Source organism: Mesorhizobium sp., from assembly GCF_024509055.1.
In the GTDB taxonomy this organism is placed as follows: Bacteria; Pseudomonadota; Alphaproteobacteria; order Rhizobiales; family Rhizobiaceae; genus Mesorhizobium.
In genome coordinates this window covers 1-19,401 of the sequence record NZ_JANINM010000350.1, presented here as the reverse complement: position 1 = coordinate 19,401, position 19,401 = coordinate 1, and the positions used below count along the sequence as shown (strand labels likewise).

Genomic DNA, 19,401 nt, shown 5'->3' with positions numbered 1-19,401 from the left:
GACAGTCGATGATGGTAAGATCGGCTCTGTGATGCGATCAGGACCGACGCCGTATCCAATCCCGTGGGATCGCTGCTTCGAGCGCATCATCGACCGTGACGATGCCCAGCATCTTGTTACTGGCATCGACGACCGGCAGGCTGAGCAGGTTGAAGTCCGCCATGCGGGTCGTCACCGTGATGATGTCGTCTCCCGGCGAAGCGACCACCAGATGGGGGTCGGCTGCTTCGCGCAGCAGTGTTTCGGATTTAGCCTGCAAAGCCCGGACGAGAGTGAGGGTTCCTGTTAGAGTTCCATCACCACGAACGGTATGGATCATTGTCAGTGCTTCGGGTTGATGTGTCGTCGCTGATCGAACGGCCTGAATAGCGTCCCCAACCGTTTTGTCTTCCGAAAGGGCAAGGAAGTCTGGTCCCATGAGTCCCCCGGCTGTAGCTTCGTGATAGCCGAGTAGCGTAAGAATCTTAGTTTTCTGACCTTCTACTAAACGATCAAGCACGCCCTGTCGCCGTTCTTGCGCAAGCTCCATGATGGCATCAGCGGCATCATCGGCGCGCATTCGAGACAGTAGGCCGGCTACATCTTCATCGCTCCGCGCGTGCAGCAGCTTGGCCTGCTTATTGTCATCCAGCTCCTCGAAAACATCGGCTTCCAGTTCGGGATCCTCATGTACATACGCCAGCAGGACCTCCTCTTCCCGTGACGACGCGCTCTCGATAATGTCGGCGATCTGCGCAGGTTTGAGCCGGGTCACGCGGCTGGAGGCCGAACGCGCTTTCGACCCACGCTGGTCGCCCATCAGCAGCAGGAACGAGTGCCAGTCCCGAGCTGGATGTTCCTCATGGCGCCCCAGGTGAAACCAACCGGTCTTGTGGACGTCCAGGCCGGTCACAAGCCAACCCTCTCCCGACGATGCCAGCCTGACATCATACGCTTTGACGAGGGCGCTACGAGCAACATCAATGAGACGATTGCCGAGAACATTCTCCTTCAGCAGCAACTCGCCATCGCGACGCTCGAAGGGCCGCAAATCCACTCTTGCGGTACGAAGACGGATCGCCTTGGGGTCGATGCTGCTCACATCGCTTATCGGCACGAAGTGTCCGGCATTGCCGATGCCGATCACGAGTCCCGACAGAAGCGGGTAATCATTGTCGCGAAGCCGCGTGACCACATCCGAGAGCTTGCCTAGCGTTCGCCCCGCGCCATCGATTACGGCGTGCTTGAGCAAGGACGACAAAGAAAGAGCTTCATCGGCTGCTGGATGTCCCGGACTGTCACTCACCTATTAAGGTTCCTCGTTGCGGCGCTGCCGTCGAAACGGCGCGCTTGGCTAATGGTAACCGGATCATCATTTGTGTCCAACAGCGAGTTGGTAGATGCGGAAAATGACCATGATCATCGCAACGAGCAGATAGCTTCGCAGGACGGTCAGGCCGATCCGGCTGCCCAGCGGCAGCTTCGGGGCGGCGAGCAAGGCGAGCGGGGGCATTCGCCATGAAAGGCGCAGCGACTTGTCGATCGTCTTGGCCGTGGTCGCGTGCGGGTAGAAGTGCTGGTAGCCCAGGATGACCGCTCCGGCCAACAGCGCCAATATCGCACCTCCTGCCAGGATATAGAGAATCACCTTGGCGTCGAGGTTGGGATAGAGAACGCCTGCGGTCAGCACGAGCGACAGGATCACCAGGACCGCGATGATCGCGGCCGTGAAGATGTTCATGCCGCGGCTGTTGACCCATGGGCCGAGCACCTCCTCGTCGTTGCAGAGTAGAAGGAGGAACACCGTGGCGCTCGGCAGCAGCACCCCCGCCAACACCTGTACGCCGGTCGTGAGCAGGCCCAAGGGGCTTCCGGGTATCAAGACGATGATCGCGGAACCGACCAGGATGCCGACGAATGCCGCGTAGAAGCCTTTCGCGTCGGAAATCTTGCGGTGAAGCGAATGCTTCAGACCGAGCACATCGCCCAAGGCGTACGAGGTCGACAAGCCGACGGCCGCCGCGCCGATGATCGATGCATCGATGAGCGCCACAGCGAACAGGATGCCCGCGACCTTGCCGACATATTTTTCCAAGCCGCTTGCCACGCCGGCGGCATCGGTGAAAGCGCCGAACTCGCTATGACCTGCGAAGGTCGCCGCTGTGAACGAGATGATCGCGGTTGCGCCGACAATCACGATGACGATGCCGATCCACAGATCGATCCGCTCGTAGTTCATGAAGCGCGGCGTTATGCGTTTGTCGATCAGATAGGATTGCTGGAAGAACAATTGCCATGGCGCAACGGTCGTCCCGACAATGCCAATGATCAGCAGAACCACCTTCGACAGGTCCGATCCTGCGGGAATGCTGGGAATGAGCAGGCCGCGGCTAACCTGACCGAGGGTCGGATGGACCATGAACAAAATCGGGACCAGCAAGAGCGAGCCGATCACCAGAGTCAGACACACCCGCTCGAAGCGACGAAACGAGCCGGTGCTGGCAGCGGCCACCACGATCGCGGCGGCGATCAGCACCCCGGCGATCTTCGGAAGGCCGAGATAGTCGAGTCCCAGGCTGATGCCGATGAACTCGGTCACGATGGTGAGCGCATTGAGGATGAACAGGTCGATGACGCTGAACGCTCCCCAGAACTTTCCGAATCGTTCGAGGATCAGGCGCGCGTGGCCGACGCCGGCGACGACTCCAAGCCGCAGCACCATTTCCTGGTTGATATAGAGCACCGGCACCAGCAGCAGCAGCACCCAGAGGAGGCTGGTGCCGTAATTCTGCCCTGCCTGCGCATATGTGCCAAAAGCGCCGGCGTCGTTGTCGCCGGTCATCACGATGAGGCCTGGACCAACGACCGCAAGCAGCGTCATGATCCGCGCCCTCAAGCCCGCCCGCGGGGCCTCATCGCCCAGACGGATCGTGCCGAACGCCCCCTCGATGTCCCCGATATGCGCGGTATCAAGCGCTGCTCCGGATTGGCCTTCGTTCACGATTTCAGGCATAGGCGATGGTCCGGATGGAAAGGAACGATGTCGATGGCGAACACCGGGCAGGCGTAGCGCGCTCGCCAGATACCGCCAGCAACACCGACAACGCCAGCTTTCTTCTGCCAAAGATCGATGAAGGCCGATCGGCGGTGACGGCTGGCGTAGCGCGCCTAAAGGAAAAACGTCGATCAAATGTCTTTTGGGGATGCAGACAGGTAAGCGCATTGCGATGGGTAGATATCGACGAAGCAATTTTCTTACACCCCCGCTCGACATCTCTTTCCAAACGAAAGCGACGCGAGATTGAAAGCAGTCGCAGATTGATGTTCGCGCTTGCCATATGCGCCCTGTTGATGGCTGGGCTCATGGTGGTTTCGCATCATTGATCCACCAAAGGTTAGGTTCAAACACAATTCCCCCCTAGATTTGTGGCCGGGTTCAGGCGCGGAGTACAGGTTGTGGTAATAAGGCGACGTGCGCACTGGTGGGAACTGCTGCTGCCTGCGGGCCTCTGGATTTGGACGGGCAAGTTTGCGCTTTCTACGGCGCGCATAGTTATGCGGACGGGCGTAGCACCCCGACGCCTCATCTTCTGGCTGTTTCGGCTTTCCGGTCGCCTGTCTCGCATCGGATTCAACGTCTGGCGCGAGCGCCGGGGCAAGTGGCGTTAGGATCACCGCTTCCGGCGGACCCGCTGGTCTGGCCGCGACGTGCTGACGTGGCAGCCCCGCCATGATATGCTCTACGGCCTGCTCACCAGTTCCTACCATGATCGAGACGATTATGCTCCATGATCATCGATTTCCCGATCCGCCGCCCAGGCGCGCGAGCCGATTTATTGGTCGGAATTGGCTGCCCATAACGGTGGTCACCGCCGGCGTAGCAGTTATGACTATTGCTTTGCTGGGGTTCAGTCTGATTGCGTGGGTTGGAAGCACCCTGCTGGCTGGATTCACCATGAGCTTCACGCTCTTTGCCCTTATCCGCTCGCGTCGCCAGATGAACCGACTGAAAAAGAGTGTGGATGTCACACTCCAACAAGGCTGGGAAGCGCAAGCTGTCAGGCAGCTAAGTCAGGATATTAACCGCCCTGGCTGCGACAAGCCCCACGGTTAACAGCGATATAGTCGCCTCCGCAGCCATCAGCAGCTTACTCTGAGCGCTCAGAGGCATGGTGTCCGTAGGAGAGAACGCTGTCGCGTTCGTAAAGGAAACATAGAAATAGTCGATAAATCCCGGTGACCAAGCCGGGTCCTGGTCTCCTGTCCCGGTCATCTGTGGAAAGAGAAAGTCAGGCCTCTTATCATCGTGCAATCCAAGCCTGGCCGGACCGCCGCGATCAATGTTCCAAAACCAAAGCGCAAAAACAATAATGTTTGTAAACCAAATGTTCATGGCGTCGATCAAGAGAGATTGGCCGCCTTTCGCGCCACCAAGAAGCTCTCTTGTAACAGAGACCAATGCGTAAGAATTGAGTACCATTACTATTGCGGTCAGCAACAAGGCGAAATGACGGATTAGCTTCCGGTGGCGACATATGATGTGCCAATGGCCGTCGCCCTTTGCATGACGAACCCGCCCTTGCGTCCAAACGGTTGCGATCGACAAGGGAACAAGCATAGCAAGCTCAAAGGCCGGGGCTAGCCACTTTGGCCCAAAAATGAGGTTGTTGTTGACGAACAAGAGTTGCAAACCTGCAATCAATGCTACAGCCCCGCGCGCGAGCCAGAAATCAAAGGCGTGGGTCTGAAGTGAGAGTTGAGAAGGGTGCATTTATATAATCCAATTGGCGGGGCGGGGATGTAAGTCCTGGCTAGCGCTCTGAAGCCTGCGGCTTGTAATCGCTGGTGCCAACTTTGATTGTGCATGAAACAGCCTCGCGCTTCCGGGCTGCGACCTTGCGGCACGCCTCGATCGCGTCGCGGTTGTCGCGCACGAGGTTGGCGGCAGCGGTGACCCCGCCCCAAGCCTCGGGGCTGGTGACCTGCATCAGCCGCTGGCCGGCATCCCAAGAGCTTGGCTCGGCGAGCACGCGCGTCGCCACCCGCTCGGGCCATTGCCAGCTCGCTGGCGCGAGCCGCGCGATCGGCCCCGCCATCACCGCGTAGAGCAGCAGCCCCAGCACCAGGGCACCCCCGCTGAACAGCCACACCCGGCGGTCCTGCTCGTCGGCACGGTGGGCCGATCGGACGACCAGACGCAGCTCGTTGACCGCGCCGTCCATCGCCGTCTTCGACGCCTGGGCGTGGCTCTTGAGCGTGTTCACGCTGTCGGCGACCGCGACGTGGATGCGCTGCCCCATGATCTCGGGGGTGAGCGTCACCGCCGGGCTCTTGGCGATGCCGTCCACCTGATGGACCAGCGCCACCAACATCTTCTCGGTGCGGGCGAGCGTCGGCTGATAATCGGGAATGTCGATCGACTCGCGCGCGACCGTCAGCCCCTCGATCGCGCTGCGCAGCAACGCTACCTCGCCGCGCAGCCGGTCGAACGCCGCCGCCGGATCGTCGCCGGCCTGGACATCGTGATAGTCGCGGTCCTCCATACCCTCTCCTAGCGGCTAAGCCCGCGATCCCGGACCGGCGTGATCTGCTGCGTCAGCTCGGCCGACATCGACCGGCCCCGCGCGATCTCCAGCTCTAGGCCCAGCTCGCGGCTCCGGCCGCGCAGCACGGATTCGACCTGGGGATCGCGCTCAAGCTCCTTCGCCATGCTCCGCATCGCGCCGCCGGCCGCCGCCGCAGTAGCCTGATCGCCGGCGTGCTCGGCTGCGCCACGCCGGTCGCGGAGGCCCTGCCAGCGTTCCACGAACCGATCGGCGCGCAAGGTGGGATCGGCGCGCACCCGCGCCTCGTGGGCCATCGCGTCCATCATCGGTCCGCTGCGCCCCGCCGCCGCGTCGCGGAGCAGAGCCGGATCGCGCTTGATCGCTTCGTGCATGTCGTCCGACGCTCTCGGCCGGAGCCGATCGAGAGCGCCGATCGCGCCCTCCAGCGCGACCTTCTGATGCTCCAGCACCGGCACGCCCTGCTCCCGCGCCTGGGCGATGGCGATCGCCGAGCGGGCCACCCGCTCGACGGCCCGGGCATAATCGCGGCCCTGGGGACGATCCTGCCCGCGATCGACTGCCTTCGCTGGCGCGGGCACCCACTCGGTCGAAAGCTTCAACCCGTCGAACATGCCGCGCCGGGGCACGCGCTCCTGCTCGCGCTCGGCCGCCGGCGCCGATCGCTCGGGCGATGGCCGGAACCCGTCGAATATACCTCGCGCCTTGTCGCGGACCTTGGCGACCACCTGGCGCGCGAGCTCCGGGAACCGGATCTCGCCCCATATCTCCCGGCGCTCGGCGAACGCGCGGGCCTGGTCCTGCTCGGGCCGGGCATAGTCGCCGGCCATGTCCTTGCCCCGGTCGCGCGACAGGGCGCGGACAAGCTGGCGCTGATCGGCGAAGTCGTCGCGGCCGTAATGGAGCTGCATGGCCTCGCGGTGCCGCGACATGCCGACATAGGCGCTGTGCCGGTCCATGCCGGGGGTGGCGAGGACATGGGCGCGATCGACCGTCACGCCCTGCGCCTTGTGGAACGTGGCGGCGTAGCCGTGATCGACCGCAGCATAATCCTTCGCCTCGAACGCGACGCGCGCGCCGCTGTCGAGCCGAACCTTCATCCCCTCGCCCGACACCTGCTCGATCGTGCCGAGCGTCCCGTTCTTCACTCCCAGCGACCGCTCGTTCCGCAGGAACATCAAGCGGTCGCCGCGCGCGAACGCGCGCGTCCCCCGGTCGGCGCTGAACGCCACGTCATCGCCAAGGTCGCCGCTCGCGCGCAACCGGTCGCGCGCCTCGCCATTGAGGCTCTGCACCTCGGCGTTGGTGTGGGTGAGGATGACGCGGGATTTGCCCGGCTCGGCCTGGCGCGCACGATCCCAACCGTCGACCAGCTCGCCCCGCGCCTGCTCGCGCGTGTCGGCCGCGTGGACCATGCCCTTGCCGCCATAGGCGTGGATCGCCTCGCCGGTGCGCCCGGTCGCCAGCGCGCGCGTCGCGTCGCGCTGCCAGTCCTCGCGCTGCCGGCGTATCTCTGTGATTTCGGCCGCGCCGTGTCGCTCGGTGACGCTGCGGAACGCCGCGCCCGCCTCGATCGCCTGCAACTGCTCGGGGTCGCCGACCAGCACCACCTTCGCGCCGGCGTCACGGGCATGGGACAGCACCCGCTCCATCTGGCGCGAGCCGATCATCCCCGCCTCGTCCACGACCAGCACGTCCCTGGGGCCTAGCTGCTCGCGCCCCTGCCCCCATGCGTGTTCAAGGCTGGCGATCGTGCGGGACTGGATGCCTGACCCGCCCTCAAGGTTCTCCGCCGCGATGCCCGACAGCGCTGCGCCGCGCACATTGTAGCCCGCCCGCTCCCATCCATCGCGCGCTACCCCCAGCATGGCCGATTTTCCGGTCCCGGCATAACCGATCACGTTGGCGATGCCGCTTGGCCCCGCTATATGCTCCAGCGCGGCCCGTTGTTCTTCCCCGAGCACGAGCCCTTCACTCCCGGCGCGCGTGATCGCCCCCTCGATCGTCCGCGCCGGGAGACCATGCCCGCCCCGACTCGCCAGCTCGTCACCGGCGCGCTCAAGCCGGGCCTCCACCGCGATCATGTCGCGCGACGTGAACCGCTCCTGGTCGCGGCCGTCCTTCCCCAATGCGACCAGCTCGGGGCTGGCGCGCACCGCCCCCATCACCTGGTCAAACTGCTCCTTGCCGTCGCTGTGACGGAACGCGAACACGGCAAGGTCGCGGGTGGTGAACGTCGCTTGGCTGCGCGTGATGGCGTCCAGCGCGATCGACGGGTTGGCGATGATCTTCTCGCCATTGTCGCGGGCGATGCGCGCGTGATCCTCGATCCGCTCCGCCTCAAGCCCCTGCACCGGTCGCCGCGATGCCGCCGGGCCGATCTTGTGCTGCGGCTCCAGCTCGATGCCCTGCGCCTCGTAGCTGCGATGGTCGATCCGGCCCTCAAGCCCCAGCTCGGCCATGCGCTCGTTGACGTGGCACCCCCATGCCTCGCGCCAGTCCTTCAACAGCTCGGTCGAGTTCCAGTCGCGGTTCTTCTTCCCGAACCCTTGCCTGTCCACGTCGCGCATCGCCAGCATGACATGCGCGTGCGGCTTCGGGCTGCCGTCCTTCGCCTTGTCCCAATGCACGTTGAGGTCCGCGACCATCCCGCGATCGACAAACTGCGACCGCACGAAATCCCTGGCGAGCGCGACACCCTGCTTCTCGTTCATCTCGCGCGGAATCGAGAACTCCACCTCGCGCGCCAACTGCGCGTCCTTGCGCTTCTCCCCCGCCTCCACCTCGTTCCACAAGGTCGTGCGGTCGTTTAAACGCTCCGGCGCGCCCTTCGGTAACATCACCTCGGAGTGGATCACGCCCGCCTTGTTGCTGAAATCATGGTCGCGCCCGAGCCGATCATCGTGCAGCTCGGACGCGGAACGATAGGCGGCGCTGGCGACGGCGCTCGATCCGTTCGCGCGGCTTACGACCTTGGCGGAGAAATGGTAGATCGCCATGACGCCCGCGATACTGCCCTGTTTAGCGCACGTCGGCAACGACGTATAAGCGCGCACTCACAATCCGCTGCGCTCCTTGTGATTGACTTGGTGCTGCTGACCTACTGTTCGCGCTTTACCCTTAAGCTGGGGGCGCTAAGGTGCTGCCGGTCGATGCGCGGAAAGGATAAAGACGATGCGGAAGGTGCGCGATTACGACGCCGAACTAAAGGCGCTCAGCGACAAGGCGCGGGCGCTCAAGGCAAAGCGGGTCGAACAGCTCGGGCAGCTCGTCGCCATGACGGGTGCCGATGCGCTTGATGCCGAGACGCTGGCCGGGGTGCTGCTCGATGCGATCGTGTCGAAGGATACCAGCGCGAAGGAGGCATGGCGTGCGAAGGGCGCCGCCTTCTTTCGGCGGCGCGGGCGCAAGCCTGTCCCGAGCGAACTCGAGGGGGGTGGCGGCGCTGCTCAACTCGACGGATCGGGCGCTCAAGCTGAACCGGGCGGCGACGCTGCGGGCGGAAGCGGCGGGGCGGCGAACGGATAGCAGGGGCTGGGTCGTGCAACGCCGCGAACGAACGCGCCACCTGATCGAGCTGGGCGGGCTGGTCCAGAAAGCCGGCCTGGTCGAGCTGACGGACGACGATCGCGCTACCCTCTACGGCGCATTGCTCGAGCTGGCGGGACGTGCGCGTGCCGATAGTGCCGGCGATGTGCTGGCGCTGTGGAAGCGGCGCGGCAAGCGGGCGTTCGATGCGGAAACGGAAACCCAAACGGAGAAAGCTGATGATGTGTGACGTGCCAACCACGGGGGCGTTTGCGGGAGGGGGCGGAATCCTACGCCAAGCTCGCCCAGATAGCCGGCGCGAGATCTTACTTGTTGCTGCCTTCTACGGTCGCGCCAGAAAGGCGACGGCTCAGTTCTATCCGGCGATGGCTACGCATTTTGAAGGTGTCTGGCCCAACGCGCCGATACTCAATGAAGCCGAGAGAACGCCAAAATCGCTCTGCCGCTTCATTCGCTTCCAGCACGGCCAACCGAATCTCTGTGGCACCTCTCGCAGCGGCCCAGCTTTCGACCGTCGAGTAAATTGAGCGTCCGACGCCACGACCACGCTGTGCGGCATCTACGATCATGAAGCCGAGATACCATGTGCCATCACGCGGATAATCGCGGAGGATGGCCGCGATTGCATATAGGCCGCCAGGCCCCTTCCATCCCAGGACAGCTTGATTGTGGGCGCTCTTTTCGGGCGGCACATCGGAGAAAAGCTCGCGAGCATCGTCCAGCGTGGCGTCACCTCAAGCTTTGTACGCTGAACAACGATTTTCCGGACATAATGTGAACATTGGTGTCAGGCAGCGGCGCGAAGGTACTGGTAGAGGGTTTCGCGGCTGATGCCCATGTCGCGCGCTATGGTCGCCTTGCGTTCACCGGCGGCAACGCGGCGGTGCAGATCGGCAATCATCTCATCCGAGAGCGACCGTTTCCGCCCCCGATAGGCGCCGCGCTGCCGAGCGATCGCAATGCCTTCGCGTTGCCGTTCGCGGATCAGAGCGCGCTCGAACTCAGCAAACGCACCCATGACCGAGAGCATCAGATTGGCCATCGGGGAGTCCTCCCCCGAGAAGGACAGGCTTTCCTTCTCAAACTCGATCCGGATACCTCGCTTGGTGAGGCCCTGGACCAGCTTGCGCAGGTCATCCAGATTGCGGGCCAACCGATCCATGCTGTGGACGACGACGGTATCGCCTTCGCGGGCGAAAGTGAGCAGAGCCTCAAGCTGGGGGCGGTTGACGTCCTTGCCCGATGCCTTGTCGGTGAAGGTCCGATCGAGCGACTGACCTTCCAATTGGCGATCCACATTCTGATCGAACGTGCTGACCCGGACATAGCCGATCCGTTGCCCCTTCACTGCGCACTCTCTCCATCAAAATGTCAGGTTGAAATCTATGATACGTAACGAAATTCGTCAACAAATTCCGTTTATCACCCTAATCTGACAGAAACCGCAGTACCGCCCTGACGTCCAGTTAGGCTATACTCCAAGCTGACATCACAAAATCAAATCCCTCAAAGATGGCGTCAATTGCCTTGATGGGGTAAAAACTGGAGTGCTTCCAGGATGGGACATTCGGCAACGTCATCTCCAGTGCATCTGGCTAACGTGGTCGCCAGCGTCACCTCTATCTTCTGCAAATCTGCAATGCGGCGGCGGACATCTTCAAGGTGGAGTTCGGTTCTCGCCATAACCTCCGCGCAGGTTTGTGCACCGGTATCGGTGAGCGACAACAATGACCGTATCTCATCCATTGCATAGCCAAGGTCGCGCGCGCGCAGGATGAACTGCAACCTTTGCACCAGTTCCGGCGAATAGACGCGGTAGCCGTTGGAACTGCGAGGCGGCCCCGGCAGCAATCCCACCTTCTCGTAATAGCGGATGGTTTCGAGATTGCAGCCTGTTTTCCGGGCAAGCTGGGCACGCAAGATGCCGACCTGTTGCTCCATGAAAATACCTCTTGAGTCTGTAGTGGCTACAGAGCCTACACTGCGAATCACTCAGTTGGAACAAGGGATTCAAGCCATGGTCTCAACGCCGGAAGCGGGACAGCCAGCCCTCACCGAAAACCACGAGCCGAAGCAGGCAAACTGGGTTGCGGCGGGCGCATTGATCGGCGCGGGGCTCGCCTCGGCTTGCTGCGTCGTCCCGCTACTGTTGGTTATGCTCGGAATTTCCGGCGCGTGGATCGCCAACCTGACGGCGCTCGAACCTTACAAGCCCTATGTCGCAGGCGTAACGCTCGCGCTGCTCGGCTACGGCTTCTGGCATGTCTATTTCAAGCCGAAACCGCCCTGTGAAGACGGTTCCTACTGCGCTCGTCCACAATCGGCTTGGACCACCAAGGCGGTGCTGTGGCTGGGCCTTGCCGTCGCCATCCTGGCGCTCACCATCGACTGGTGGGCACCCTGGTTCTATTGAAAGGAAATACCCATGAAAAAGACAGTATGTATCGCTATGGCCGTGCTGGCTATGGCTGGCGGCGGGGTCGCCTATGCAGTTAGTGGCACGGCGCAAGATCGCCCCGCGGCTACCGCAACCGCTCAGAAGCAAACCACCTTTGCCATAGAGAACATGACCTGCGCCACCTGCCCGATCACCGTGAAGAAGGCGATGGAAGGCGTCGCCGGGGTAACGGCGGTCACGGTCGATTTCGCAGCCAAGACCGCGCGCGCAACCTATAACCCGCGCCGCACCAATGCTGCTGCGATTGCCGCTGCATCAACCAACGCGGGTTATCCGGCGCGCGCTATTCAAAACTGAGCGGGGCGCCGCCAGCGCCTCAAGAAAGCGATAAGCAATGAACGACTGTTGCAACCGCCCCGGGCAGGAAGGATTTGACGTGGCCGTCATCGGCGCGGGTTCTGCCGGGTTCTCCGCCGCGATCGCCGCTGCCGATCTGGGCGCGAAAGTGGCGCTCGTCGGTCACGGCACGATTGGCGGCACCTGTGTCAATGTTGGCTGCGTTCCTTCCAAGACGCTGATCCGCGCCGCCGAAGCGGTGCATGGTGGGCTTGCCGCCGCGCGCTTTCCCGGCCTTGGGGGCGCTGTCCAGATGGATGACTGGTCCGTATTGGCGGCGTCGAAGGACGATCTTGTCACGACGCTGCGCCAAAAAAAATATGTCGATCTGCTGCCCGCCTATGACGGTGTGAGCTATATCGAGGGCAAGGCACGCTTTGCCGATGGTGCGCTGATTGTCGGCGATGCGCCCATGAAGGTCGGCAAGGTCATATTGGCGATGGGTGCGCACGCCGCCGTGCCGCCGATTCCGGGGATGGACAGCGTGCCCTACCTAACCAGCACATCGGCGCTGGCGCTGGATCGCTTGCCCAAATCGCTGCTGGTGATCGGTGGCGGGGTGATCGGGGTAGAACTGGGACAGATGTTTTCGCGTCTGGGCGTTGATGTCACCATCTGCTGCCGAAGCCGCCTGCTCCCCGAAATGGACCCGGAAGTGAGTGCCGCGCTGAAAAACTATTTGGAAGCCGAGGGCGTGCGGGTTTGCGCAGGTGTCGGCTATCAGCGTATCGCCCAAACACAGAGCGGGGTCGAATTGACCTGCGAGGGGCATTGTGACACCGTCGCGGCGGAACAGGTGCTCATCGCCACCGGACGCCGACCCAATAGCGACGGGCTTGGGCTGGAGGAGCGCGGCATAGTGCTTGCCCGTAATGGTGGAATCGTCGTCGATGACCACCTCGAAACGTCGGTTCCAGGCATTTACGCGGCGGGCGATGTAACGGGACGGGACCAGTTCGTCTACATGGCCGCCTATGGCGCAAAACTGGCCGCGCGCAACGCGGTGACGGGCAACCAATACCGCTACGACAATTCCTCCATGCCATCCGTCGTCTTCACCGACCCGCAAGTCGCCAGCGCCGGCCTCACTGAAACGACAGCACGGGCGCAAGGCCTGGACATCAAGGTTTCGCTGCTCCCGCTCGATGCTGTGCCAAGGGCACTGGCAGCACGCGATACGCGGGGTCTCATCAAACTGATTGCCGACAAGGCGAACGACCGTTTGCTGGGCGGCCAGATCATGGCACCCGAAGGCGCGGATTCGATCCAGACACTGGTGCTGGCGATCAAACACGGCATGACCACCCTGGAATTGGGTGCAACGATATTTCCTTACCTGACCACTGTGGAAGGCCTCAAACTGGCGGCCCAAACGTTTGATAAGGATGTCGCCAAACTGTCTTGCTGCGCCGGGTGATTGCTCGGGGATCAACCGGCAACGAATGGCCTCCCTCCAGTGCAAGCCGCTTTGGTGTCAATTTTGTTATTCGCCTCAGCGGGAGAGCAAAATGGCACGACGCCGACTTCTGACCGGAGACGAGCGCCGGCGCCTGTTCGATCCTCCTGTCCAAGAAACCGCGATCATTGGGCATTATACCCTTTCTGCGGAAGATGTTGAATTGGTTGGGCGCCGCTATGGTCCAGCAAATCGCCTCGGTCTGGCTGCACAAATCGCTTTGATGCGACATCCCGGCTTTGGTCTGCAACCCGAGATCGGGCTTCCCGACGTCATTCTTCAGTACCTCGCGGCACAGTTATTCGTCGATCCTTCCTCCTTCTCTGCATATGGTCAGCGCGCGCAAACCCGTACCGATCATGCCGATCTCGTGGCGCGTTATCTTGGCATACGCCCGTTTCGACGCGGCGACCTGGCACTTGCCCTGAATCTTGCCGCGCAAGCCGCCGAGTATACAGACAGAGGTGAACCGATTGTTCGCGCCCTCATGGTTGGCCTGAAGGGTGAGCGGTTCATTCTTCCGTCAGGCGACACACTGGAACGCGCCGGTCTTGCTGGCCGGGCACGCGCACGCAAAGCTGCCGCAGCCGCAATCGTCGAAGGCCTCAGCTCTGCTGAACTGACACGGCTAGACGAACTCGTAATCAACAACCCGGATTTCGGCATGACACCGCTGGCGTGGTTGCGTAATTTCGAAGAAGCCCCGACTGCGGCCAATATCAATGGCTTGCTTGAGCGCCTGCGCTATGTTCGCGGCATAGGTATCCACCCGGTAGTTGGGGGCGCCATTCCGGAATTCCGCTTTGCCCAATTTGTCCGCGAGGGCGGCGTGGCACCGGCATTCCTGCTTTCGGATTACAGCGTCAATCGCAGGCGGGCGACGTTGACGGCCGCAGTGATCGACCTTGAGGCCAGACTTGCCGATGCCGCGATCCAAATGTTTGACCGACTTATCGGCGGCATGTTCACGCGCGCGCGGCGTGGGCGCGAGCGTCGCTACCAAGATAGTATTCAGTCGGTGGGGCAACTCATGCGGCTGTTTGGCGCCACGATTACAGCACTTGATGAGGCTGTCCAGAATGGCGGCGATCCGCTCGAATTGATTGACGAAGCGGTGGGCTGGCACCGGCTTGTTGCGGCAAAGGCCCAAGTAGATGCCCTTGCTGATCTTGCCGGCGAGGACGCACTGGTAACGGCAACCGAGCGTTACGCCACGCTACGGCGTTTCAGCCCGGCATTTCTGGACGCCTTCACCTTCAAGGCGTCTGGAACAGGGACGGCACTGATCAAAGCCATCGATGTCATTCGCGATGCGAACACACGAAAGTCGCGCGACCTTCCCGATGGCGTTCCACTGCCATTCCCCAATCGGCAGTGGAAGCGTCTCATCACCGAAAGCGGCCGTATCGACCGCCGACGTTATGAAATTGCGATCATGGCAACCTTGCGTGATCGTTTGCGCGCCGGTGATGTATGGATCGAGGGAACCCGCAACTATCAGCGCTTCGATGCCTATTTGCTGGGTCGGCGCGACGCCGCCAAAGTGGCGGATGTGCTTCCGTTCGATTCAAATGCTGCATCCTACCTCGCTGACCGGGCACGAAATCTTGACTGGCGGCTGCGCCGATTTGCCAAGCAGTTGAAAACAAACAAGCTTGAGGGAGTGTCGCTCGAACGAGACCGGCTCAAGCTTCAGCAAATGCCGCCTGTCACCCCACCGGAAGCTGAAGCCCTCGATCGCAAGCTCGATACCCTGCTTCCCCGCGTGCGCATCACCGAGCTGCTGCTTGAAGTCGCCGAACGCACTGGTTTTTTGAACGCATTCCGTGACCTGCGCTCAGGCAAGGAGCACGACAACCCCAGCACGGTACTCGCCGCAATTCTGGCTGATGGCACCAACCTCGGGCTGGAGCGGATGGCCAATGCCAGCGAAGGCGTCAGCTATGCCCAACTCGCATGGACCCACAACTGGTATCTTTCACCCGAGAACTATCAGGCCGCGCTGGCCATGATCATCTCAGCCCATCACGAATTACCCTTCGCGCGGCATTGGGGCGCTGGCACCAGTTCGTCGTCCGATGGCCAGTTCTTCCGGTCGGGGCGGAGCCGTTCAGGGGCGGCGGACGTCAATGCCAAATATGGCGCCGAACCTGGCGTGAAAATCTATTCTCACCTTTCCGATCACTTCGCATCATTCGGATCACGGATCATGTCCGCGACGGCAGGTGAAGCGCCTTACGTGCTCGACGGGCTTGTCCTGGGCGCCGGCAACCTTCCGTTGCATGAGCACTATACCGATACCGGCGGCGCCACCGATCATGTTTTCGCACTCTGCCACCTACTCGGGTTCCGCTTCGCGCCCCGGCTGCGCGATATTGGCGACCGCAAGCTGGGTTCGATCGCTGCGCCATCGACATACAAGGGCATCGAAAATCTGATGGGCCGCACCATCAAAACGGCAGCGATCGAGGCCGATTGGGATGACATCGTCAGGATTGTCGCCTCAATCAAGGATGGCACGGTGGCGCCGTCAGTAATCTTGCGAAAACTTGCCGCCTACAAACGCCAGAACAGGCTGGATTTTGCATTGGCTGAACTGGGCCGTATCGAGCGCACTTTGTTCACGCTCGATTGGCTTGAACAACCGGAACTGCGACGTGCCTGTCAGGCCGGTCTCAACAAAGGCGAGGCGAGGCACACGCTTGCCGCCGCCATCTATACCAACCGGCAGGGTCGGTTCACCGATCGCTCGCTGGAAAATCAGGAATTTCGCGCATCTGGGCTGAACCTGCTGATTGCGGCGATTTCCTACTGGAACACGGTCTATCTCGACCGGGCCGCCCAGCACCTCAACGCTGTCGGCACGACGTTCGATGCGGCACTGCTTGCGCACCTTTCTCCGATGGGCTGGGCGCACATCAGTCTGACCGGCGATTACCTCTGGGAGCAGGCCAGGCGACTTCCAGCAGGTGAATTCCACCCACTCAACGAGCCAATGGCGCGGTTGAAGCGTGTAGCGTAGCCCATGTTCCGCTTATGTCCGAGAAATCGTTGTCTGGCGAACAAACCTTGAGGTGACGCCATATTGGCTGCCGCGGTCCGAATGATGAATGAGCCCTTGGGGCGGACGCCGCAGGACGAGGGCCTTGCGCAGCGCCGCCAGCGCGAGATCGCGGTGCAGCCGGTCGCCGACAGCCCAGCCGACGACGCGACGGGAGAACAGGTCGATGACCACGGCCAGATAGAGCCACCCCTCTCTGGTCCAGACATACGAGATGTCGACGCCCCACTTCTGGTTGGGCGCGGTCACGGTGAAATCCTGGTCGATGATGTTCGGCGCGATCGGCCAGGCGTGTTCGCTGTCGGTCGTCCGTTTGAACCGGCGCTTCTGCCGGGCGCGCAGGCCGTTCTCGCGCATCAGCCGCGCCGTGCGACGCCGCCCGATGGCAAAGCCATCATCCTGCAACTCGCGCGTCATGCGTGGACTGCCGTACGTGCCGTTCGACAGCGCGAACCCCGAGCGGACATGCGCCAGCATCACCATGTCGTCGCGCTGGCGCCGACTGGCCGGGCGATCCTTCCAGGCGAAATAGCCGCTCTGGCTGACGCCGAGTACCTGGCAGAGGCGGTGGACCGGGAAATCCTTTCTCGCCCGATCGATGAGCGTGAACTTCATCGACTTCCCTCCCGGGCGAAAAAAGCGGTCGCCCGCTTCAGTATGTCACGCTCCTGCCGGAGGATCTCGTTCTCCCGCCGAAGCCGCTTCAACTCGGCAGCCATATCTGCCTGCGGCGCTTGACCGGGTGCCTCCACCAAACGATCCCGGCTGCGGCCGATCCAGCGCACCAGCGTCGATAGCCCGACACCCAGATCCTCCGCTATCTCCCGTTGCGTGCGTCCACTGGTCGCCACCAGTCGGACCGCTTCCTCCTCGAATTCCTTCGTGAAACGTCGCTGCTTCGTCATCGAGTTCGCCTTTCACCTCAAGGGAACTCTCCACTTTTCCGGGGCAAGTCCACGACAACTTGCGGGAGCTACAGACCGAAATTGACGAGCGGTTCAATGTGCCGTGCGAGATTATAGTGGCTGATCAACGTGAAATCGAGGGCAGGGAGAAAATCGCGGCTAAGGTTGCAGAATTGCAAGTAACAGCCGCTTTGTTGGTTGCCGGAATGACGAGCGTTGGTTCATTTGATGCAGGCCGTGCCGACACTTATGCCGAGGTAATTGAAACAAACATACTCGGTTTCACGGATTTGCTGGCTCGCCTGATTGCGATTTTCAGGGAGCAGCCGTTTGAATCCTCAGTAATCGCCGTGTCGAGCCTGGCGGGCGAAACATCCGTGCCCTTCCAAGCGGTCTACGGCGCGTCGAAAGCCTATGTGAGCACCCTCATGCGAGCGCTTTCCGTGGAGCTTGCCGGGACGGGAGTGAGTGTTGGGTCTTTTGCACCCGGTGGAATCGACACAGACATGGCTGCCCTCAGCGATTTGAAGTGGGGGAGGTTGGGTTTGATGGACGTTGACCGGTGCGCGGCCCATGCAGTCCACGTTCTGGTTTATCGGCAATCCTTCGCCATACCGGGGATGGGCAACCAGCTCACATATTTGGCGAGCAGGGTTCTACCTCGATCGTTGGTCAATCGGATTGCCGCCCTCCCATATCGGCGCCCGTAGGGCGGCACCACATAAAAGGGGCAGGAAAGCCTGCGAATAGCATCTGCTGGCATCGTACCGGATTTGTTCGCCCTTAGCGTGCAGATACGTCACTTTCGTGTAGTCACCCCACCTAGGGTACGCGGGCTAACGCTGCGCAGCCGCGCCAATCAGGCATGATTTAATCCCCTCTGGCGACGCTCGCCGCGATCTGCACCCCGGGCACGTTGAAACCCCCTTTCCTGCCCTGACGGCGCTCCTGGGCGGCGTAGGGGAGCGATTCCTTTGTCACCTCGCCTACCTTCTTCCCGCCAAGCCTGCGGCCGGTAGGCCGCACTGGTGACGCCGAAGGCGGCACGCAGCGAACTACGTATTGGCCGTTAGGCCAATTCCGTTTGTATTATTTCTAACTCTGCCGGGATTCATTCCGCCTCTCTGAATCACGTTCCTGGTCCATGATCCCGCGCCCGAGCCGAGCAAGGATCGCGGCAAGGCCCGGATCGTCAATGAGCTGGGCAGGCTGCTCATCGAGCGGAAGCTTGGCGATCATCGCCCTGCCCTCCTCGGCCGCTGCTCGCCGTCGATCGCTGTCATCCTCGGGCGGTGGTGCGGTCATGCCGCGCTCCACCTGTGGCGGGAGCATCAAACGGTAGGCATTCGAGGTCTGCTTGACCTGGGGGCCGCGCATCCCCGCGTTGCCGGTCGGCACATAGCGGCGCAACCAGTCGAGGAAGCCATGCGCCTTGAGCCGCTTGAGCGCGTCCACCACGGCCGCAATTGAGCGGCCGATGCGAAGCGCCAAGGTCGCAATCGCCGGATCAAGCCGCCCGGTCTTGTAGTCGATCAGGCGTAGCAGCTCGCGCAACACCTCAAGCCCGACATGGCCGATCGCGCCGTTCTCGCGGTTGTTGCGGTCGCGCCGATGGGCAAGCCGTTTCAGCCGGTCATATTTCTCGGCCGCTTGCATGAAGCGGGAGACGTTCTTGGGGTTGAACGGCTGCCAGAACCGCCCTTCCCCACCCTCCTCGGTGCGGCTGTAGCGATGGACCCGCTGGCCGGTCTGACGGCCCGGCCGTCGCCCTTTTGGCCCTGTTAGGGCCTCGAACACTGTCTGCATGGAACCTCCCGTTGATCGGTCGGCCCGGCTGCTGGCGGTGATCCTTCATGGACAAAGCTCTCCCGTTCTCGAAAACAGCGTTTTCGAGTTGACTTCACGTCCGATCTGCGGGAGGCTGTTCCTGCTAGAGAACACGGGCTTCCCGCCCATCAGACTTTCCGAGAGCCCGGCCGCCAAGCCGGGCTTTCGTCGTTTTGGCCCTAGCGGTGCCACCCGCTAGGATCGTCACGACGAATCGGCGAACTCGTTCGCCGACAACAAAGCCTGTCAGATTATCGGGACGCTGG

The 19,401-nt window shown here is 62.0% G+C and carries 18 protein-coding genes and 1 pseudogene; 9 read left to right on the top strand and 10 right to left on the bottom strand.

Annotated elements, in window-relative coordinates:
- Positions 1 to 37: 37 nt before the first annotated feature.
- Together Q0L57_RS14890 and Q0L57_RS14885 are read right to left on the bottom strand one after the other, a co-directional pair.
- Entirely contained in the window at positions 38 to 1,285 is a 1,248-nt protein-coding gene (locus Q0L57_RS14890) for a CBS domain-containing protein (RefSeq protein WP_296743808.1), read from the bottom strand.
- Between the two features lie 66 nt (positions 1,286 to 1,351).
- Positions 1,352 to 2,992: an NRAMP family divalent metal transporter gene (locus Q0L57_RS14885; RefSeq protein WP_296743806.1), complete on the bottom strand. Its 1,641-nt coding sequence runs from the start codon at positions 2,990 to 2,992 to the stop codon at positions 1,352 to 1,354.
- 14 nt (positions 2,993 to 3,006) lie between these two features.
- Between Q0L57_RS14885 and Q0L57_RS14880 the strand changes: the two genes are divergently transcribed.
- Both Q0L57_RS14880 and Q0L57_RS14875 read left to right on the top strand, forming a co-directional pair.
- Positions 3,007 to 3,363 (top strand): hypothetical protein, encoded by a 357-nt coding sequence (locus tag Q0L57_RS14880; RefSeq protein WP_296743804.1) that lies wholly within the window; start codon positions 3,007 to 3,009, stop codon positions 3,361 to 3,363.
- 382 nt (positions 3,364 to 3,745) lie between these two features.
- Entirely contained in the window at positions 3,746 to 4,093 is a 348-nt protein-coding gene (locus Q0L57_RS14875; RefSeq protein ID WP_172700998.1) for a hypothetical protein, read from the top strand.
- On the opposite strand, the gene Q0L57_RS14870 is transcribed toward Q0L57_RS14875, so the two are convergent.
- From Q0L57_RS14870 to traA, 3 genes are read right to left on the bottom strand one after another with little or no spacing between them, the layout of a single operon-like run.
- A complete protein-coding gene (locus tag Q0L57_RS14870; RefSeq protein ID WP_296743802.1) occupies positions 4,046 to 4,750 on the bottom strand; it encodes a hypothetical protein in 705 nt (234 codons plus the stop codon). The two genes, Q0L57_RS14875 and Q0L57_RS14870, sit on opposite strands and share 48 nt — an antisense overlap.
- A 40-nt stretch (positions 4,751 to 4,790) precedes the next feature.
- Complete coding sequence (locus Q0L57_RS14865; protein WP_296743800.1) at positions 4,791 to 5,522, bottom strand: DUF6118 family protein; 732 nt, start codon at positions 5,520 to 5,522, stop codon at positions 4,791 to 4,793.
- Positions 5,523 to 5,530: 8 nt separating this feature from the next.
- Positions 5,531 to 8,542, bottom strand: coding sequence for a Ti-type conjugative transfer relaxase TraA (gene traA / locus Q0L57_RS14860; RefSeq protein ID WP_296743798.1), 3,012 nt, complete (start codon positions 8,540 to 8,542; stop codon positions 5,531 to 5,533).
- Positions 8,543 to 8,717: 175 nt separating this feature from the next.
- Here traA and Q0L57_RS14855 point away from each other — a divergent pair, with 175 nt between their 5' ends.
- Both Q0L57_RS14855 and Q0L57_RS14850 read left to right on the top strand, forming a co-directional pair.
- Positions 8,718 to 9,071 carry a conjugal transfer protein TraD gene (locus Q0L57_RS14855; protein WP_296743797.1) on the top strand — a complete coding sequence of 118 codons (354 nt, stop codon included), beginning with the start codon at positions 8,718 to 8,720 and terminating at the stop codon, positions 9,069 to 9,071.
- A 13-nt stretch (positions 9,072 to 9,084) separates the two neighbouring features.
- Positions 9,085 to 9,321, top strand: coding sequence for a conjugal transfer protein TraD (locus Q0L57_RS14850; protein WP_296743795.1), 237 nt, complete (start codon positions 9,085 to 9,087; stop codon positions 9,319 to 9,321).
- A gap of 76 nt (positions 9,322 to 9,397) precedes the next feature.
- On the opposite strand, the gene Q0L57_RS14845 is transcribed toward Q0L57_RS14850, so the two are convergent.
- From Q0L57_RS14845 to Q0L57_RS14835, 3 genes are all read right to left on the bottom strand, one after another.
- On the bottom strand, positions 9,398 to 9,784 hold the full coding sequence (locus Q0L57_RS14845; RefSeq protein ID WP_256210879.1) for an N-acetyltransferase: 387 nt from the start codon (positions 9,782 to 9,784) through the stop codon (positions 9,398 to 9,400).
- A 95-nt stretch (positions 9,785 to 9,879) separates the two neighbouring features.
- Positions 9,880 to 10,440, bottom strand: coding sequence for a recombinase family protein (locus Q0L57_RS14840; RefSeq protein ID WP_004213255.1), 561 nt, complete (start codon positions 10,438 to 10,440; stop codon positions 9,880 to 9,882).
- A 170-nt stretch (positions 10,441 to 10,610) separates the two neighbouring features.
- Positions 10,611 to 11,033 (bottom strand): helix-turn-helix domain-containing protein, encoded by a 423-nt coding sequence (locus Q0L57_RS14835; RefSeq protein ID WP_014072603.1) that lies wholly within the window; start codon positions 11,031 to 11,033, stop codon positions 10,611 to 10,613.
- 76 nt (positions 11,034 to 11,109) lie between these two features.
- On the opposite strand from Q0L57_RS14835, the gene Q0L57_RS14830 reads away from it, so the two are divergent.
- From Q0L57_RS14830 to Q0L57_RS14815, 4 genes are all read left to right on the top strand, one after another.
- A complete protein-coding gene (locus Q0L57_RS14830; protein WP_014072602.1) occupies positions 11,110 to 11,505 on the top strand; it encodes a mercuric transporter MerT family protein in 396 nt (131 codons plus the stop codon).
- 12 nt (positions 11,506 to 11,517) lie between these two features.
- Complete coding sequence (locus tag Q0L57_RS14825; RefSeq protein ID WP_004213249.1) at positions 11,518 to 11,847, top strand: heavy metal-associated domain-containing protein; 330 nt, start codon at positions 11,518 to 11,520, stop codon at positions 11,845 to 11,847.
- A gap of 79 nt (positions 11,848 to 11,926) precedes the next feature.
- Positions 11,927 to 13,303 (top strand): mercury(II) reductase, encoded by a 1,377-nt coding sequence (merA, locus tag Q0L57_RS14820; RefSeq protein ID WP_021222959.1) that lies wholly within the window; start codon positions 11,927 to 11,929, stop codon positions 13,301 to 13,303.
- Positions 13,304 to 13,394: 91 nt separating this feature from the next.
- Positions 13,395 to 16,364 carry a Tn3 family transposase gene (locus Q0L57_RS14815; RefSeq protein ID WP_014072601.1) on the top strand — a complete coding sequence of 990 codons (2,970 nt, stop codon included), beginning with the start codon at positions 13,395 to 13,397 and terminating at the stop codon, positions 16,362 to 16,364.
- A gap of 60 nt (positions 16,365 to 16,424) precedes the next feature.
- Here the strand turns inward: Q0L57_RS14815 and Q0L57_RS14810 are convergent.
- A pseudogene (locus tag Q0L57_RS14810) lies at positions 16,425 to 17,308 on the bottom strand (IS3 family transposase); the annotation flags it as partial.
- Between the two features lie 59 nt (positions 17,309 to 17,367).
- Here Q0L57_RS14810 and Q0L57_RS14805 point away from each other — a divergent pair.
- Positions 17,368 to 18,018, top strand: coding sequence for an SDR family NAD(P)-dependent oxidoreductase (locus Q0L57_RS14805; RefSeq protein WP_260401587.1), 651 nt, complete (start codon positions 17,368 to 17,370; stop codon positions 18,016 to 18,018).
- A 385-nt stretch (positions 18,019 to 18,403) separates the two neighbouring features.
- Here the strand turns inward: Q0L57_RS14805 and Q0L57_RS14800 are convergent, their stop codons facing one another.
- The gene (locus Q0L57_RS14800; RefSeq protein ID WP_296743787.1) at positions 18,404 to 19,114 is read right to left on the bottom strand and encodes a helix-turn-helix domain-containing protein; all 711 of its coding nucleotides are present in this window, start codon (positions 19,112 to 19,114) and stop codon (positions 18,404 to 18,406) included.
- Positions 19,115 to 19,401 lie beyond the last annotated feature (287 nt).

Excerpts from the sequence above, each read along its gene's own strand:
- Q0L57_RS14875 (WP_172700998.1), top strand. The coding sequence starts at position 3,746 with ATGATCGAGACGATTATGCTCCATGATCATCGATTTCCCGATCCGCCG.
- Q0L57_RS14855 (WP_296743797.1), top strand. The coding sequence starts at position 8,718 with ATGCGGAAGGTGCGCGATTACGACGCCGAACTAAAGGCGCTCAGCGAC.
- Q0L57_RS14880 (WP_296743804.1), top strand. The coding sequence starts at position 3,007 with ATGGAAAGGAACGATGTCGATGGCGAACACCGGGCAGGCGTAGCGCGC.
- Q0L57_RS14835 (WP_014072603.1), bottom strand. The coding sequence starts at position 11,033 with ATGGAGCAACAGGTCGGCATCTTGCGTGCCCAGCTTGCCCGGAAAACA.
- Q0L57_RS14885 (WP_296743806.1), bottom strand. The coding sequence starts at position 2,992 with ATGCCTGAAATCGTGAACGAAGGCCAATCCGGAGCAGCGCTTGATACC.
- Q0L57_RS14870 (WP_296743802.1), bottom strand. The coding sequence starts at position 4,750 with ATGCACCCTTCTCAACTCTCACTTCAGACCCACGCCTTTGATTTCTGG.
- Q0L57_RS14815 (WP_014072601.1), top strand. The coding sequence starts at position 13,395 with ATGGCACGACGCCGACTTCTGACCGGAGACGAGCGCCGGCGCCTGTTC.
- Q0L57_RS14800 (WP_296743787.1), bottom strand. The coding sequence starts at position 19,114 with ATGCAGACAGTGTTCGAGGCCCTAACAGGGCCAAAAGGGCGACGGCCG.
- Q0L57_RS14865 (WP_296743800.1), bottom strand. The coding sequence starts at position 5,522 with ATGGAGGACCGCGACTATCACGATGTCCAGGCCGGCGACGATCCGGCG.
- Q0L57_RS14825 (WP_004213249.1), top strand. The coding sequence starts at position 11,518 with ATGAAAAAGACAGTATGTATCGCTATGGCCGTGCTGGCTATGGCTGGC.
- Q0L57_RS14830 (WP_014072602.1), top strand. The coding sequence starts at position 11,110 with ATGGTCTCAACGCCGGAAGCGGGACAGCCAGCCCTCACCGAAAACCAC.
- traA (WP_296743798.1), bottom strand. The coding sequence starts at position 8,542 with ATGGCGATCTACCATTTCTCCGCCAAGGTCGTAAGCCGCGCGAACGGA.